Origin of the sequence: Verrucosispora sp. WMMA2044 (assembly GCF_027497155.1) — a bacterium.
GTDB lineage: Bacteria > Actinomycetota > Actinomycetes > Mycobacteriales > Micromonosporaceae > Micromonospora > Micromonospora palythoicola.
The window spans coordinates 2,145,623-2,159,995 of the sequence record NZ_CP114913.1; the positions used below are offsets into that span (position 1 = coordinate 2,145,623).

At 72.1% G+C, this 14,373-nt stretch carries 15 protein-coding genes; 10 read left to right on the forward strand and 5 right to left on the reverse strand.

The genetic code is table 11. From position 1 onward, the window contains the following. Window positions 1-93: 93 nt before the first annotated feature. Window positions 94-933: a class I SAM-dependent methyltransferase gene (locus tag O3597_RS09625; RefSeq protein WP_281603897.1), complete on the reverse strand. Its 840-nt coding sequence runs from the start codon at window positions 931-933 to the stop codon at window positions 94-96. Window positions 934-1,114: 181 nt separating this feature from the next. Between O3597_RS09625 and O3597_RS09630 the strand changes: the two genes are divergently transcribed. The 4 genes from O3597_RS09630 to O3597_RS09645 all read left to right on the forward strand — a co-directional run bounded on the left by O3597_RS09630 (window position 1,115) and on the right by O3597_RS09645 (window position 5,857). After that, complete coding sequence (locus tag O3597_RS09630; protein ID WP_281603898.1) at window positions 1,115-2,266, forward strand: Gfo/Idh/MocA family oxidoreductase; 1,152 nt, start codon at window positions 1,115-1,117, stop codon at window positions 2,264-2,266. Further along, window positions 2,263-3,417 carry a dihydrodipicolinate synthase family protein gene (locus O3597_RS09635; protein ID WP_281603899.1) on the forward strand — a complete coding sequence of 385 codons (1,155 nt, stop codon included), beginning with the start codon at window positions 2,263-2,265 and terminating at the stop codon, window positions 3,415-3,417. Before O3597_RS09630 ends, O3597_RS09635 begins: the two co-directional genes overlap by 4 nt. Next, entirely contained in the window at window positions 3,414-4,238 is an 825-nt protein-coding gene (locus O3597_RS09640) for a sugar phosphate isomerase/epimerase family protein (RefSeq protein ID WP_164449831.1), read from the forward strand. The genes O3597_RS09635 and O3597_RS09640 overlap by 4 nt, the downstream gene beginning before the upstream one ends. An 89-nt stretch (window positions 4,239-4,327) precedes the next feature. Then, the gene (locus tag O3597_RS09645; RefSeq protein WP_281603900.1) at window positions 4,328-5,857 is read left to right on the forward strand and encodes a cell wall anchor protein; all 1,530 of its coding nucleotides are present in this window, start codon (window positions 4,328-4,330) and stop codon (window positions 5,855-5,857) included. 16 nt (window positions 5,858-5,873) lie between these two features. On the opposite strand, the gene O3597_RS09650 is transcribed toward O3597_RS09645, so the two are convergent. Next, window positions 5,874-6,782 carry a 5'-3' exonuclease gene (locus tag O3597_RS09650; RefSeq protein WP_164449917.1) on the reverse strand — a complete coding sequence of 303 codons (909 nt, stop codon included), beginning with the start codon at window positions 6,780-6,782 and terminating at the stop codon, window positions 5,874-5,876. 107 nt (window positions 6,783-6,889) lie between these two features. Between O3597_RS09650 and O3597_RS09655 the strand changes: the two genes are divergently transcribed. Further along, entirely contained in the window at window positions 6,890-7,270 is a 381-nt protein-coding gene (locus O3597_RS09655; RefSeq protein ID WP_281603901.1) for a VOC family protein, read from the forward strand. A 13-nt stretch (window positions 7,271-7,283) separates the two neighbouring features. Here O3597_RS09655 and O3597_RS09660 read toward each other — a convergent pair whose 3' ends face one another. Continuing rightward, window positions 7,284-7,511: a hypothetical protein gene (locus tag O3597_RS09660; RefSeq protein ID WP_164449834.1), complete on the reverse strand. Its 228-nt coding sequence runs from the start codon at window positions 7,509-7,511 to the stop codon at window positions 7,284-7,286. Between the two features lie 175 nt (window positions 7,512-7,686). Here O3597_RS09660 and O3597_RS09665 point away from each other — a divergent pair, with 175 nt between their 5' ends. The 3 genes from O3597_RS09665 to O3597_RS09675 all read left to right on the forward strand — a co-directional run bounded on the left by O3597_RS09665 (window position 7,687) and on the right by O3597_RS09675 (window position 10,501). Then, window positions 7,687-8,802 (forward strand): Xaa-Pro peptidase family protein, encoded by a 1,116-nt coding sequence (locus O3597_RS09665; RefSeq protein ID WP_281603902.1) that lies wholly within the window; start codon window positions 7,687-7,689, stop codon window positions 8,800-8,802. Continuing rightward, entirely contained in the window at window positions 8,799-9,941 is a 1,143-nt protein-coding gene (locus O3597_RS09670; protein ID WP_281603903.1) for an acyl-CoA dehydrogenase family protein, read from the forward strand. Before O3597_RS09665 ends, O3597_RS09670 begins: the two co-directional genes overlap by 4 nt. Before the next feature lie 86 nt (window positions 9,942-10,027). After that, the gene (locus tag O3597_RS09675; protein WP_164449836.1) at window positions 10,028-10,501 is read left to right on the forward strand and encodes an Lrp/AsnC family transcriptional regulator; all 474 of its coding nucleotides are present in this window, start codon (window positions 10,028-10,030) and stop codon (window positions 10,499-10,501) included. A gap of 38 nt (window positions 10,502-10,539) precedes the next feature. Here the strand turns inward: O3597_RS09675 and O3597_RS09680 are convergent, their stop codons facing one another. Beyond that, window positions 10,540-11,154 carry a histidine phosphatase family protein gene (locus O3597_RS09680; RefSeq protein ID WP_164449837.1) on the reverse strand — a complete coding sequence of 205 codons (615 nt, stop codon included), beginning with the start codon at window positions 11,152-11,154 and terminating at the stop codon, window positions 10,540-10,542. 325 nt (window positions 11,155-11,479) lie between these two features. Between O3597_RS09680 and O3597_RS09685 the strand changes: the two genes are divergently transcribed. Then, window positions 11,480-11,674 (forward strand): CsbD family protein, encoded by a 195-nt coding sequence (locus tag O3597_RS09685; RefSeq protein ID WP_164449838.1) that lies wholly within the window; start codon window positions 11,480-11,482, stop codon window positions 11,672-11,674. A gap of 88 nt (window positions 11,675-11,762) precedes the next feature. On the opposite strand, the gene O3597_RS09690 is transcribed toward O3597_RS09685, so the two are convergent. Next, on the reverse strand, window positions 11,763-13,169 hold the full coding sequence (locus O3597_RS09690; protein WP_281603904.1) for a lysine 2,3-aminomutase: 1,407 nt from the start codon (window positions 13,167-13,169) through the stop codon (window positions 11,763-11,765). Between the two features lie 154 nt (window positions 13,170-13,323). Between O3597_RS09690 and O3597_RS09695 the strand changes: the two genes are divergently transcribed. Continuing rightward, complete coding sequence (locus O3597_RS09695; RefSeq protein WP_281604507.1) at window positions 13,324-14,373, forward strand: zinc-binding alcohol dehydrogenase; 1,050 nt, start codon at window positions 13,324-13,326, stop codon at window positions 14,371-14,373.

Consider the following 14,373-nt stretch of genomic DNA (forward strand, 5'->3'; position numbering starts at 1 on the left):
CGCCCCCTCACGCGTCGCGCCGGCCGCTGTAGCGGCGACCAGCGACACCGTACCCCAGGGCGGGGGCCTGCATCGGGGCGTGGTTAGCGCAGGTCAAGCCCGCAGGTCCGGCCGGTCCCGCCCGATGTCCGACGGATCGCCGACGGTGCCCCGGGCGAGCAGATGGGCACTCGCCGTGACCAGGGCGGGCTCCCGTCGGTAGACGCGGGCGAGCCGCAACGCGGCGGTGAACACGGTCTCCGCCATCGGCCCGTGGGCGGCCGCCTCGGCGGCGATCCAGGCCGGCCCCTCGATACCGTCGACGACCAGGTCGACCAGGCCGGCGGTCCGGCATTCGTCGAGCAGTTCCTCGACCCGGTGGAAGTAGGCGTGGGTGAAACCGAGACGCGCGTCGTTCCGGCCGTCGGTGAGCAGCACCGCGGCTTCCTCGACCATCCGGTCGTCGAGTCGACCGGTGGCGGCAAAGTCCAGCGGCCCGGCGAATCGTGAGATCGCGGCGGCGAGGACGCGACCGCCGGGTCGCGTGACCCGGACCGCCTCGGCCAGGGCCCGGCACCGGTCGGCGCGCCGGGGCAGGTGGTAGAGCGGCCCGAGCAGCAGGGTGGCGTCGTAGCCGTCGTCGGGCTCGGGCAGCGCGCGAGCGTCGGCGACGTCCGCGTCGACGGTGGGGTGGCCGGCGCGGGCCTGGGTGACGTGCGCGGGCACCAGGTCGAGCAGGCGTACCCGGTAGCCGAGGGCGACGAGGGCCCGGGCGTACTCGCCGGTTCCTCCGCCGACGTCCAGGATCCGGGCGGGTGGTGCGGGCAGGTACTCGCGTAGCAGTTCCAGCGTGCGGGTCCGCTCCAGCCGGGCCTGCGGCCGTGCGGCGAGCCGCAGGTCCTCGCGGTACCGGTCGGTGTAGTACGCGACGATCTCGTCGGACTGGCGATCCATCCACTGATGGTCCTCGTTGCGGTGGTGAGGTGGCCAGCGCTTTGTTCGGCCCGCCATCGGCCGCCGAGGCCGGACGCACCATCGTCAGGTAAGCCCTTGCCTGGCTTCGGAGGTGCGGCCTAATCTGGGCGGGAAAGCGCTTACCTCACCCGGTCCGAGCGCGTACGACGGAAGGACCCCCATGACCCGCAGGTCGATCGGCATCATCGTGAACGGCGTCACCGGCCGGATGGGATACCGGCAGCATCTGGTGCGCTCCCTGCTGGCCATCCGGTCCGCCGGTGGGGTGCCGCTGGCCGACGGCACCACCGTCTGGCCGCATCTGGTCCTCGTCGGCCGCAGCGAGGCCAAGCTGCGCGAGATCGCTGAACGACACGGCCTGGACGACTGGACCACCGACCTGACCGCCGCCCTGGCCCGCGACGACACCCAGGTCTACTTCGATGCTCAGGTGACCCAGCAGCGGGAGAAGGCGATCCGGCAGGCCATCGACGCCGGCAAGCACATCTACACCGAGAAGCCCCTCGCCGAGGACACCGCCGCCGCCCTGGACCTGGCGCGTGCCGCCCGGGCGGCCGGCGTACGCACCGGCGTGGTGCAGGACAAGCTCTTCCTGCCGGGGCTGCGCAAGCTCAAGCGGCTGCTCGACGGTGGCTTCTTCGGCCGGGTGCTCTCGGTACGCGGCGAGTTCGGCTACTGGGTCTTCGAGGGCGACTGGCAACCCGCCCAACGGCCCTCGTGGAACTACCGGGCCGCCGACGGCGGTGGCATCGTGGTGGACATGTTCCCGCACTGGCACTACGTGCTCGCGGAACTGTTCGGTGAGGTACGCGCCGTCTCCGCCACCATCGCCACGCACATCCCACGTCGGGTCGACGAGGCCGGGCGGCCCTACGATGCCACCGCCGACGACGCCGCCTACGGCATCTTCGAGCTGGACGGCGGCGTCATCGCCCAGCTCAACTCGTCCTGGTGCGTCCGGGTGCACCGCGACGAGCTTGTCGAGTTCCAGGTCGACGGCACCGAGGGCAGTGCGGTCGCCGGGCTGCGGCGTTGCCGGGTGCAACACCGGGCGGTCACCCCCAAGCCGGTCTGGAACCCGGACCTGCCCGCCACCGAGGACTTCCGTTCACAGTGGACGGAGGTGCCGGACAACGAGGACTTCGACAACGGCTTCAAGGTGCAGTGGGAGGCGTTCCTGCGGCACGTGGCCACCGGCGAGCCGTTCCCGTGGGACTTCCTGGCCGGCGCCCGTGGCGTGCAGCTGGCCGAGCTTGGCCTGCTGTCGGCCCGCGAGGGACGCCGCGTCGAGGTGCCGGAGCTGAGCCTGTGAGCGGCACCGAGGTGACCCTGCCCGGCGGCCGTCGCCTGCGGCTTTCCGGCGGCACCGGGCATCCCCACCCCGACGGCCCGCCGACCTGCCGCGTCGCGTACGCCGCCGCGCACGTGGTGGCCGACCCGGCCGGCGACAACACCCCGGGCGCCCCGGCGGTCCTGGACTGGGACCGTACCCTCGCCTTCCGCCGCCACCTGTGGTCCTACGGCCTGGGGGTGGCCGAGGCGATGGACACCGCGCAGCGCGGCATGGGTCTGGACTACCCGGCGACCCGGGAGCTGATCCGGCGCAGCGCGGCCGAGGCGCGGTCCGTCGGTGGCCGGATCGTCGCCGGGGCCGCCACGGACCAGTTGCCGCCCGGCCCGGCGACGCTCGCCGAGGTCACCGCCGCCTACCGGGAGCAGCTCGACGACGTGCGCGACGCGGGGGCGGTGCCGGTGCTGATGTGCAGTCGGCACCTGGCCGCCGCCGCCCGTGGCCCCGAGGACTACCTGCGGGTGTACGACGAGCTGCTGCACGCCGCCGACGAGCCGGTGGTGCTGCACTGGCTCGGTCCGATGTTCGACCCGGCCCTGTCCGGCTACTGGGGCACCACCGACCTGGACCTGGCGGCCGACACCGTCGTCGAGCTGCTCAAGGCCCACGCCTGCCGGGTGGACGGCATCAAGGTGTCGCTGCTCGACGCCGGGCGCGAGGTGGCGTTGCGCCGCCGGCTGCCCGCGGGGGTACGCCTCTACACCGGCGACGACTTCAACTACCCGGAACTGATCCGGGGCGACGGGGCCGGCCACTCCGACGCGCTGCTCGGGGTCTTCGCCGCCATCGCGCCCGCCGCGTCGGCCGCGCTCGCCGCCCTCGACGACGGTGACCTGGACCGGTACGACGAGATCTTCGCCCCGACCGTGCCGCTGGCCCGGCACCTGTTCGCCGTACCCACCTGGTACTACAAGACCGGCATCGTCTTCCTCGCCTGGCTCGCCGGGCACCAGGAGCACTTCACGATGGTCGGCGGGTTGCAGTCCGGCCGGACACCCGAGCACCTGGGCACCCTGCTCACCCTCGCCGACGCCGCCGGCCTGCTGCCCGACGCCGAGCTGGCCGCCGCCCGCGCCCGGGCCTTCTTCACCGTGGCCGGGGTGACCCAGTGACCGGCCCGGCGGGCAGGGCGGCCCTGCGCCGGTTCTCGTTCAACCAGGCCACCGCCCAGCACTGGCCGCTACCCGATGTGGTCGCCGGGTGTGCCGCCGCCGGGGTGCCGGGCATCGGCCTGTGGCGGGAGCCGGTGATCGAGTACGGTCTCGGCCGTACCGCGAAGCTGGTCCGCGACGCCGGGCTGACGGTCACCACCCTGTGCCGGGGTGGGTTCTTCACCGCCGACGACTGGCGGGAGCAGAACCTACAAGCCATCGACGAGGCGGCCACGCTCGGCGCCCCGGTGCTGGTCCTGGTCTCCGGTGGCCTGCCCGCCGGCAGCCGGGACATCGACGGCGCCCGCGCCCGGGTCGCCGACGCGATCGCCGAACTCGCTCCGCACGCCGACGCCGCCGGGGTGAGGCTGGCCATCGAACCGCTGCACCCGATGTTCGCCGCCGACCGGTGCGTCATCGCCACCCTCGGTCAGGCGCTGGACATCGCCGAGCGGTTCGACCCGGGCGTGGTCGGTGTGGTGGTGGACGCGTACCACGTGTGGTGGGACGACACCGTGCACGACCAGATCGCCCGCGCGGGGGAGTGGATCGCCGCGTTCCAGGTCTGCGACTGGATAACCCCGCTGCCGGAGGGGGTGCTGCTCGGCCGGGCGCTGCCCGGCGACGGCTGCATCGAGCTGCGCCGGCTGCGCGAGGCGGTCGACGCGGCCGGCTACACCGGCGCGATCGAGGTGGAGGTCTTCAACGCCGAGGTCTGGGCGCGTCCCGGCGAGCAGATCCTGGCCGCCGCCATCGACGGCTACCTGCGCGAGGTGACCTGAGCCGCGGCGCGGCTACCGACGAGCACGGCATCCATGAGAGTCTTACCCGGCTCAGCTCCCGCGGTATCACCGTTCTCGAGGGACCCGCCATGCAGACTCGTGTTGTTCGTCGGTGGTTCGCCGGCGTGGCCGTCGTCGTGCTCGCCACCGTGGCCGCCGGTGCGCCGGCCGCCGCCGAGCCGGCCGCGAAGCCGGTGGCGTACGTCAACAACGTCGTCGTCGCCACCGACGGCCCGCAGAAGTGGGCCTCGCTCCGGCTGCTCGGCGATCAGCAGGTCGGCACCTACACCGTGCGGGTGGACCGCCGCGACGTCATGGCGTTCGCCGATGTCGAGCCCGGCGACGAGCCGGGCGTCTGCACGGTGGCGGGCGCGGTCGTCACCTGCGAGCTGACCATCGACGGCGACTGGGGTTCGGAACTGCTCAGCCTGGCCGTGACGGCGGCTGCCGGCGCGCAGCCGGGCCAGCAGGGGGAACTGCTGTTCACCGTCACCGCACCGGACGGAACCACCGGCACCTACCGGTCCACGGTCGCCGTCGGCGGGGGCGTCGACCTGGCCACCGAGCGGACGCTCACCCTCGACAGCAGCCTGGGCGGCCGGGTGGACGTGCCGCTGACGGTGCGGAACCGGGGCACGAAGACCGCGCACGGGATGGTGCTGTACCTGTCCGGCTCCTACGGGTTCACCCCGTCGAAGCGGTACGAAAACTGCGAGTACAGCGACCCGGACCTGGACAGCAGCACCTTCGCCTGCACGTTCGACGACTCGCTGGAGCCCGGTGCGGCGCTCCGGGTGGATCCGACGTTCGGCGGCACGGTTCCGGCCGACAGTTGGGCGCCGAACCTGCACCACAGCTACGCGGTCTGGTTCACCCCGGCCGACTGGGCGGAGTTCCGTTCCCAGTCGCCCACGACCGGGCCGCTCGGGCCGAAGGGCACCGACGAGGCGCTGACGCTGGTGCCGGTCGGCGGTACGCAGGCCCGCGCGCTCGGCCAGACCGACACCGACACCCTCGACAACGAAACCAGGATCACGCTGACCGTCGACGGCGACCAGCGTGGCGACGTGGCCGCCGAGGGGGCCACCGTCACGGGTGCGGTCGGCGACACGGTCGAGATGCGGGTCGGGTACCTCAACAACGGCCCGGCCAGCGCCGGACCCAACGGCCAGCGGGGGCTCAACGTCGAGACCATCGTGACCCTGCCGACAAACGTCACCGCGGTCACCGCCCCGCAGTCCTGTGTCGACCGGGACGCGGACGAGTGGCAGCCCGGCAAGCCGGGCGCGCGGGTCTACGTGTGTCTGGCGCGCGGCACGATCAGCCGCGGTGAGCGGCTGAGCTTCGATTTCGACCTGCGGATCGACCGGGCCGATGGCAAGGGCGGCACGGTCCGGCTGCACACCTTCGACGGCGCCGGCCCCGTCAAGGACCTGGACCCCGCCAACGACACCGCGAAGATCCAGGTGCGGCTCTCCGGCAGCGGCGGAGGCGGCGGCTCGCTGCCGATCACCGGTGCCTCGACCGGCCTGCTCGTCGGCATCGGTCTGGCGCTGATCGCCGCCGGTGCCCTCGGCTACCTGCTGGCCCGGCGCGGCCGGCTCCGCTTCACCGTCTGAGCCGGCCCGGAACGGGTCAGCTCGTCGCGGTGCGGGTGGCGAGCGCGTCGACCAGGCGCCGGGTCGAGCCGGCGAGGTTCCACCGCTCGGCCAGGTCGAGCAACCGTTGCGGGTCGGCCGGCGACACCGGCAGCTCGGTGGACAGCGGTGGCAGCGGCACGTCCAGGGCGACCCGGACCACCTTGGGCGCCACCGCCAGGTAGTCCCGGGCCGCGACGAGCTTGGTGCGCAGCCCGGGTGCGAAACCGGCGGCCGGGTCGTCCAGGGCGGCGAGGATGCCGGCGATGTCGCCGTACCTGTCGACCAGCCGGGCTGCGGTCTTCTCGCCGACGCCGGCCACCCCCGGCAGCCCGTCGGACGGGTCGCCGCGCAGCGCGGCGAACTCGGCGTACCGGTCGGCCGGCACCCCGTAGCGGGCGCGCACGGCGGCGTCGTCGCAGTCCTCCAGCTTGGCCACCCCCCGCCCGACGTAGAGCAGTCGCACGCCCCGGGCGTCGTCGATCAGCTGGAACAGATCCCGGTCACCGGAGACCACCTCCACCGGACCGGGCTCGCTGACCGAGAGGGTGCCCAGCACGTCGTCGGCCTCGTAGCCGGTCGCGCCGACCACGGTCACCCCCAGCGCGTCGAGCACCTCCAGGATCATCGGCACCTGCGGGGAGAGGGTGTCCGGCACCACCTCGCCCCCCTCCGGAGCCACCCGGTGCGCCTTGTACGACGGCAGCAGCGCGACCCGCCAGTCGGGCCGCCAGTCGTGGTCCATCGCGCACACCATCCGCCCCGGCCGGCGGGTGCGGACCAGGTGGGCGAGCATGTCCAGGAACCCGCGCACCGCGTTCACCGGCTGGCCGTCGGCGGTCTTCGCGGCGGACTCGGGGATGCCGAAGTACGCCCGGAAGTAGAGACTGGGCGCGTCGATGAGCATGATCGGGGTCTGCGCTGTCACGCCCGACAGCCTGGCACACCGCACCGACGTTCACGACGTACAGCAGGTCGGCGGTGCGTTCCGCCGGCGCGACGAGGGAGGGCCCGATGACCGTACCGACCCGGCTGACGCTGACCACGGTGAACCTCGACACCCCCGACCCGGCGGCGCTGGCCCGCTTCTACGCGCGGTTGCTCGGCTGGGACATCGCGGTCGAGGAGGCCGACGACGTGATCCTGCGTGCCGCCGACGGCGGGGTCGGGCTGTCCTTTCAGCGGGAACGCGCGTACGTGCGGCCGAGCTGGCCGGCGCAGCCCGGCCGGCAGCAGATGATGATGCACCTGGAGATCGGGGTGCAGGACCTGCCGGCGGCGCTGGAGCACGCGCTGGCCTGCGGGGCGACGCTCGCCGCTTTTCAGCCGCAGGAGGACGTCCGGGTCTGCCTGGACCCGGACGGCCACCCGTTCTGTCTCTGGCTGATGGAGTGAGCCGGTCGTGCCGTCAGCGCGCACCGGCCGTACCCGGCCCGCGACGCCGCCTGACGACGTACGGCAGCACGAACAGGTACAGGCCGGTGATCATCAGCAGGGCCAACGGCAGCAGCGGCAGGTAGGCGATCCACTCGACCGGATTCTCCTGCGCGAGCGCGACGAAGGTGACGACGACGGTCACCGTGAACGCGATCGCCAGCCACCGATGGGCCTGCCGGATCCAGTTGCTCCCACTCATCACGAACCTCCCGGGTGACTCTCCGCACCGGCCCGAGCGGCTGCCCGGCCGGATATCCACCCTGGTCAAGCTAGTGACGTCCCGCTGGTCGGTGCTTCTTGATTCCTGACCGGTGCGTCGTGGCGGTCCGGCACCGTGGGCGCCGGCTGGCCCAAACGACCGTTAAGCTAGCGGTGTGGGGTTCGAGGAGCTGTATCCGCCGGGGCGGCTGGCCGCCGCGCAGCGTGCCGTGGCCGCCGCCGGGTTGGACGCGCTGTTGCTCAGCCCCGGCTCCGACCTGCGCTACCTGACCGGCTACGACGCCCACGCCGGTGAGCGGCTGACCCTGCTGGTGCTGCCCGCCGAGGGCGAGCCGACGCTGATCGTGCCGACCCTGGAACGGCCGGCGGCCGAGGCGTCGCCGGCGCCGGCCACCGGGGTACGCATCGTCGACCACCCCGACGGCACGGACCCGTACCCACTGGTGACCGCCGCGCTCGGCGGGCCGGTCGGCGCGGTGGGGCTGGCCGACCGGATGTGGGCCGAGCAGGTGCTGGCACTGCGTGCGCTGCTGCCCGACGCCCGGCAGCGGCTCGCCTCGACGGTCCTGCGCGAGGTGCGCGTCCACAAGTCGGCCGCGGAGGTGGCGGCGCTCGCCGAGGCCGGCGCGGCGATCGACACGGTGCACGCCCGGATGGGGCAGTGGCTACGACCGGGACGGACCGAGGTGGAGGTGGCCGCCGACATCGCCGCCGCGATCAGGGCAGCCGGCCACGTCACCGTCGACTTCGTCATCGTGGCGGCCGGCCCCAACGCCGCCAGCCCGCATCACGGCACCGCCGACCGGCCGATCGGCGTGGGCGAGCCGGTCGTGGTGGACATCGGCGGCACCATGGCCTCGGGCTACCGCTCCGACTGCACCCGTACCTATGTCAGCGGTGGGCCGGCACCGGCCGAGTTCGTCGACTACTACGCGGTGCTGCACGAGGCGCAGCGCGCCGCCGTGGCGGCGGTCCGCCCCGGGGTGAGCGCCGCGGCCGTCGACGCCGCCGCCCGCGCGCCGATCACCGCGGCCGGTTACGGCGACGCGTTCCTGCACCGCACCGGCCACGGCATCGGTCTGGACGGCCACGAGGAGCCGTACGTGGTGGCCGGCAACGACCGTGCCCTGGCGGCGGGAATGGTCTTCTCCGTCGAACCGGGCATCTACCTGGCCGGGCGGCACGGCGCCCGGATCGAGGACATCGTCGTCTGCACGACGGACGGCGTACGACGGCTCAACACCATCCCCACGGAGCTCATCGCGCTATGACTGTCGACCGGATCCTGCCCACCGACGAGGCTCGTGACCTGCTGGAGTTGACCACCGAACTGGCCGACCGGGAACTCGCGCCGAAGGTGGTCGAGCACGAGCAGCGGGCCGAGTTCCCCCGGGAGGTGCTGCGCACGCTGGGCCGGGCGGGTCTGCTCGGCCTGCCGTACCCGGAGGAGTACGGCGGCGCCGCCCAGCCGTACGAGGTCTATCTTCAGGTGCTGGAGATCCTGGCCGGCCGCTGGCTCGCGGTCGCCGAGGCGGTGAGCGTGCACACCCTGTCCTGCTACCCGGTCGCCGCCTACGGCAGCGAGGAGCAGCGCAAGCTGCTGCCCGACATGATCGGCGGCGAGTTGCTCGGGGCGTACTGCCTGTCGGAGCCGCAGGGTGGTTCGGACGCCGCGGCGCTGACCACCAGGGCGGTGCGCGACGGCGACGGCTATCTGGTCACCGGCACCAAGGCGTGGATCACCCACGCCCAGGTGGCCGACTTCTACAACATCTTCTGCCGCACCGGCGGCCCGGGCCCGAAGGGCATCTCCTGCCTGCTCGCCGACCGCGCCACACCAGGTCTGCACCCGCAGGCCGCCGAGCGCACCATGGGGCTGCGCTCGTCTCCGGTGGCGCAGGTCGTCTTCGACGAGGCCCGGGTGCCGGCCGACCGGCTGATCGGCGGCGACGGGGCGGGGTTCACCATCGCCATGTCGGCCCTGGACTCCGGTCGCCTGGGCATCGCGGCCTGCGCGGTCGGGCTGGCCCAGGCGGCGCTGGACTACGCGGTGGACTACGCCCGGCAACGTGAGCAGTTCGGCCGGTCGATCATCGACTTCCAGGGGCTCGGGTTCACCCTGGCCGACCTCGCCACCCAGATCTCCGCCGCCCGGGCGTTGACCCTGGCCGCGGCCCGGCTCCGCGACGCCGGTCGGCCGTACTCGATCGAGGCGGCCAAGGCGAAGCTGTTCGCCACGGACGTGGCGATGCGGGTGACCATCGACGCGGTACAGGTGCTCGGCGGCGCGGGATACGTGGCCGATCATCCGGTCGAGCGGTACCTGCGGGAGGCGAAGGTGTTGCAGATCGTGGAGGGGACCAACCAGATTCAACGGCTGGTGATCTCCCGGGCACTGGCGAAGGGCTGACCGTACGCGAGCATCCGCCCGCCGAACGCGACGGCGGGCGGGCTTGTCAGTCGCGTCGACCGGTCGTACCCGGTAGGTTGCACGCCGTGGAGGAGATCGACCGCGCCATCGTGGTGGCGCTGACCGCGGACGGCCGACTGTCGTACACGGATCTGGCGGAGAAGGTCGGCCTGTCGGTCTCCGCGGTGCATCAGCGGGTACGACGGCTGGAGCAGCGCGGGGTGATCAAGGGTTACGCCGCCCGGGTCTCGTTCGAGGCGCTGGACCTGCCCCTGACGGCGTTCGTGGCGATCCGGCCGTTCGATCCGTCGCAGCCGGACGACGCGCCGGAGCGGCTGGCGCATCTGCCGGAGATCGACTCCTGCTACTCGGTGGCGGGGGAGGACTTCTACCTGCTGCTGGTCCGGGTGGCCGGGCCGGTCGACCTGGAGCGGGTGCTCCAGGAGATCAGGACGTCGGCGAATGTCACCACCCGCACGACTGTGGTGCTGTCCACCCCGTACGAACATCGGCCACCGAAGGTGGGGCAGGATCCGGCGCGGCAGCAGCCGTCCCGCTGATCGACGCCGCGGTCCGTCACCGCCGGCCCGGCGAATGGTCAGTGGCGGGCCGGCGACTGCGCCGTGGGTGGGTCGAGCGGTGGGGGAGGCGGCTGGTTCCAGCGGAGGAGCACCCGCCGGCCGTGTTCGTGACCGAGCAGGCTGAGGGTGGCGGTGTCCAGCCGGAACAAGCCACCGGCCGACGGGGGCAACCCGATCCACCGGGCACCCAGCACGCGGAGCGCGTGCGCGTGCCCGACCACGGCGACGGGACCTCGGTCGAGCAGGGGGTGCAGCCGGGCGAGCAGTCGGTCCAGGCGTTCGCCGACCTCGCTCGGTGACTCGCCGCCCGGGCATCCGTCGGTCCAGACGCTCCACCCGGGACGTTCGTCCTGGATCTCCGCGGTGGTGCGGCCCTCGTAGTCACCGTAGTGCCATTCGGCGAGATCGTCGTCGGAGTCGGTGACGGGCAACCCGGCCAGCTGCGCGGTGCGCAGCGCCCGGATCCGTGGGCTGGTCAGCACCGCGACGAAGCGTCGTCCGGCGAGAGCCGGTCCGAGTGCGCGGGCCTGCCGCTCACCGTCGGGCGTCAGGTTGAGATCGGTGTACGAGGTGTGGCGGCGGCTGGCGCTCCAGGTGGTTTCGCCGTGCCGGACGAGCAGGATCTCGTTCATGCCGTCGCACCACCGTGCGGCGCGATGCAGTGCGGTCTGACGGCGCCGATCCGGAGAATTCGCTCACCCATGTCCTCAGTCAACCAGGACACCGGGTCCGATGTCGGGCGGCGAACGGATCGGACGGACCGCACTCGACAATCAGTGATCTCGTCCCGCGCTGCATCGAACCAGGCTTCACCATACACCTAGTGTCCTAGGATGCCTTAGCGGTTGTGCCATCCGCCACCGAGACACCAGACCGTTTCAGCTCACCGCACGGGGGGACTCGAGAAAGAGCGGAGCGATCCGCTCCGCTCTACCGCCGAACAGACAGGGAGACGACATGAGCTTCACCGACAAGGCGAAGAACAAGGTCGAGGAACTGAGCGGTGCCGCCAGGGAGCGGATCGGCGACATGACCGACAACGAGCGCATGCGGGCCGAGGGCGCCAGCCAGCAGAGCGATGCCCGGGCCCGTCAGGCCGGTGAGAACGTCAAGGAGGCCGGACGTAACACGAAGGACGCCTTCACGAAGTGATCGCCCGGCACGGAAGCGGGCCACCGGATGATCCGGTGGCCCGCTTCGCGGTGTGGCACAGGTCGGCGATGACGCCGCCCGGTCGGGCTCAGTCGTCGCGGTGGACGCGCCACCACTGCTGGCCGGCTTCGGGGAGGGTGTCGATCGGGTCGTAGTAGGCGTAGCGCTTGCTGAGCGCCTCCAGGTCGGCGAACTCGATGGAGGTGCGGTAGTTCTTCGTCCAGTAGGAGATGCCGCGCTCCCGGTCGTACTCGGTGACCATGTGTACCCAGCGCTTACCGACGAAGGGCACGTCGCAGACGATCCGTGGGGTGGCGTAGCCGGGCAGGTAGCCCATGATGTCGTGCTGGAGCTGCTGGGCGTGCCAGACCGGAACCCGCCAGTGCTCGGCGTTGGGGATCATGTCGCACATGTAGAAGTAGTAGGGCAGGATCCCTGCCTCGCCCTGGAGTGCGAAGCAGAGGTCGAGCAGGTCGGTGCTGGTCGCGTTGACGCCGCGCATCAGGACGCCCTGGTTGCGTACGTCGCGCACGCCGATGTCGAGGGCGGTCTGGGCGGCCCTGGCGACCAGCGGGGTGAGCGACTGGGCGTGGTTGACGTGGGTGTGGATGGCGAGGTTGACCCCGCGGCGGGCGGCGGTGCGGGCGACTCGTTCCAGGCCCTCGACGACGTCGGGTTGCAGCCAGTGCTGGGGCAGACCCATCAGGGCCTTGGTGGCGAGCCGGATGTCGCGGATGGTTTCGATCTCCAGCAGCCGCATCAGGTAGGACTCGAGGTTGCGCCAGGGCACGTTCGCCACGTCGCCGCCGGAGACGACGACGTCCCGTACGCCGGGGTGGGCCTTCAGGTAGCTGATGTGGGCGTCGTAGCGGTCGACGGGCTTGAGGCTGAGCTTGAGCTTGTCCACCGTGGGGGTGGAGTTGCCGACCAGGTCCATGCGGGTGCAGTGCCCGCAGTACTGCGGGCAGGTGGAGAGCAGTTCGGCGAGGACCTTGGTGGGGTAGCGGTGGGTGAGGCCTTCGGCGACCCACATGTCGTGTTCGTGCAGAGAGTCGCGGGTGGCGTAGGGGTGTGACGGCCAGTCGGTGCGGCGGTCGGAGGCGACCGGGATCATGTAGCGCCGGATGGGGTCGGCGAGCAGCGTCTCGGTGGTGGGTGGGCCGTACGGCGCCATGGTGTTGATCATCTGTGGGGTCACCAGCATGGACATGGTGGCCAGGGCGCGCTGGTCGGCTTCGAGGTCGGCGTAGAAGGTGTCGTCGACGGTGTCACCCAGCACGGCGCGCAGCTGTTTGATGTTCTTGACGCAGTTGACGCGTTGCCACTGGGCGCTTTCCCACTGGTCGCGGGTGACCGCGCGCCAGCCGGGGAAGCGGGTCCAGTCGGGTTCGACGAGGGGGCTGCGGCGGTATTCGTACGGCTGGCCGGTGCGGGTTGTGGTGGGGGCCGGCGGGGGCGCCGGGATGGTCTGCACCGGCGGTCGGGTCTGGGTCACGGCCCCTCCTCTGGTCTGCCTGGGTGATCAGCGACCCGAAGGCTACTGGAAAAATTTCGGTAGAGAAATTATTCTGCCGTAAGTTTTCCCGCCATGCGAGTCCAAGGCGAGGCTTCAGGCGGCCGGACAGGGGGAGGTCGGTGTGACGTCACCGGTGGGTCTGCACCGTGTCGTGGAGCCTGCGGGCGTGTTGCCACAGGCCGCCTGGCGGCTCGACACGCGTCCGGAGATCGCGCCGAACGAGGTGCGGATCCGGGTGGAGCGGCTGAACCTGGACGCGGCGAGTTTCCGGCAGTTGTCCGTCAAGCACGACGGGGACGGTGCCGCGGTCCGGGCCGAGGTGCTCGACATCATCTCCGCCCGGGGGAAGATGCAGAACCCGGTGACGGGGTCGGGCGGCATGTTGATCGGCACGGTCGAGGAGGCGGGTCGGCGTTCACCGTTGGGGCTCAAGGCGGGCGAGCGGGTGGCCACGCTCGTGTCGTTGACGTTGACTCCGCTTGTGGTCACCGACGGGTTGGCCGGCTGGGACGGCCGGAGCGAGCAGGTGCCCTGTGCGGGGTGGGCGATTCTGTTCGCCCGATCGGTCGCGGCGGTGCTGCCGGAGGACCTGGACCCGCAACTGTCCCTGGCGGTGCTGGACGTGTGCGGTGCGCCGGCGTTGACGTCGCGGGTGGTGTCCCGGTATGTGGCAGAGCGGGCGGCCGAGGCGGACGCCCGGCCGGTGACGGTGGCGGTGGTCGGCGGCGCGGGCAAGAGTGGTTCGTTGTCGCTGGCGGCGGCGCGGCGGGCGGGTGCGGGCCGTACGGTCGGCGTGGTGCCGGTGGTCGCGGAGCGTGACGCGCTGGTGGCGGCGGGCCTGGCCGATGCGGTGGTGGTGGCCGATGCCCGCGATCCGGTGGCCCTGTCGACGGCGGTGACCTCGGCGTTGGGGGTGCCGGCGGACGTGACGGTGGTGTGCGTGGATGTGCCGGGTTGTGAGCACGGCGCGGTGTTGGCGACGGCGGACGGCGGCACGGTGATCTTTTTCTCGATGGCGACGAGTTTCGCGGCGGCGGCGTTGGGTGCGGAGGGTCTGGCTGCTGACGTGACGATGCTTGTCGGCAACGGGTACGTGCCGGGGCACGCGGAGTTGGCGTTGGGGTTGTTGCGGGGCGAGCCGGGGGTGCGTGGGCTGTTCGAGGCGCGGCTGGCGGCAGACTGA

Bases quoted from the DNA above. Each gene is read 5' to 3' on its own strand.
- O3597_RS09625 (WP_281603897.1), bottom strand. From the start codon at position 933: ATGGATCGCCAGTCCGACGAGATCGTCGCGTACTACACCGACCGGTAC.
- O3597_RS09630 (WP_281603898.1), top strand. From the start codon at position 1,115: ATGACCCGCAGGTCGATCGGCATCATCGTGAACGGCGTCACCGGCCGG.
- O3597_RS09645 (WP_281603900.1), top strand. From the start codon at position 4,328: ATGCAGACTCGTGTTGTTCGTCGGTGGTTCGCCGGCGTGGCCGTCGTC.
- O3597_RS09650 (WP_164449917.1), bottom strand. From the start codon at position 6,782: ATGCTCATCGACGCGCCCAGTCTCTACTTCCGGGCGTACTTCGGCATC.
- O3597_RS09655 (WP_281603901.1), top strand. From the start codon at position 6,890: ATGACCGTACCGACCCGGCTGACGCTGACCACGGTGAACCTCGACACC.
- O3597_RS09660 (WP_164449834.1), bottom strand. From the start codon at position 7,511: ATGAGTGGGAGCAACTGGATCCGGCAGGCCCATCGGTGGCTGGCGATC.
- O3597_RS09670 (WP_281603903.1), top strand. From the start codon at position 8,799: ATGACTGTCGACCGGATCCTGCCCACCGACGAGGCTCGTGACCTGCTG.
- O3597_RS09680 (WP_164449837.1), bottom strand. From the start codon at position 11,154: ATGAACGAGATCCTGCTCGTCCGGCACGGCGAAACCACCTGGAGCGCC.
- O3597_RS09685 (WP_164449838.1), top strand. From the start codon at position 11,480: ATGAGCTTCACCGACAAGGCGAAGAACAAGGTCGAGGAACTGAGCGGT.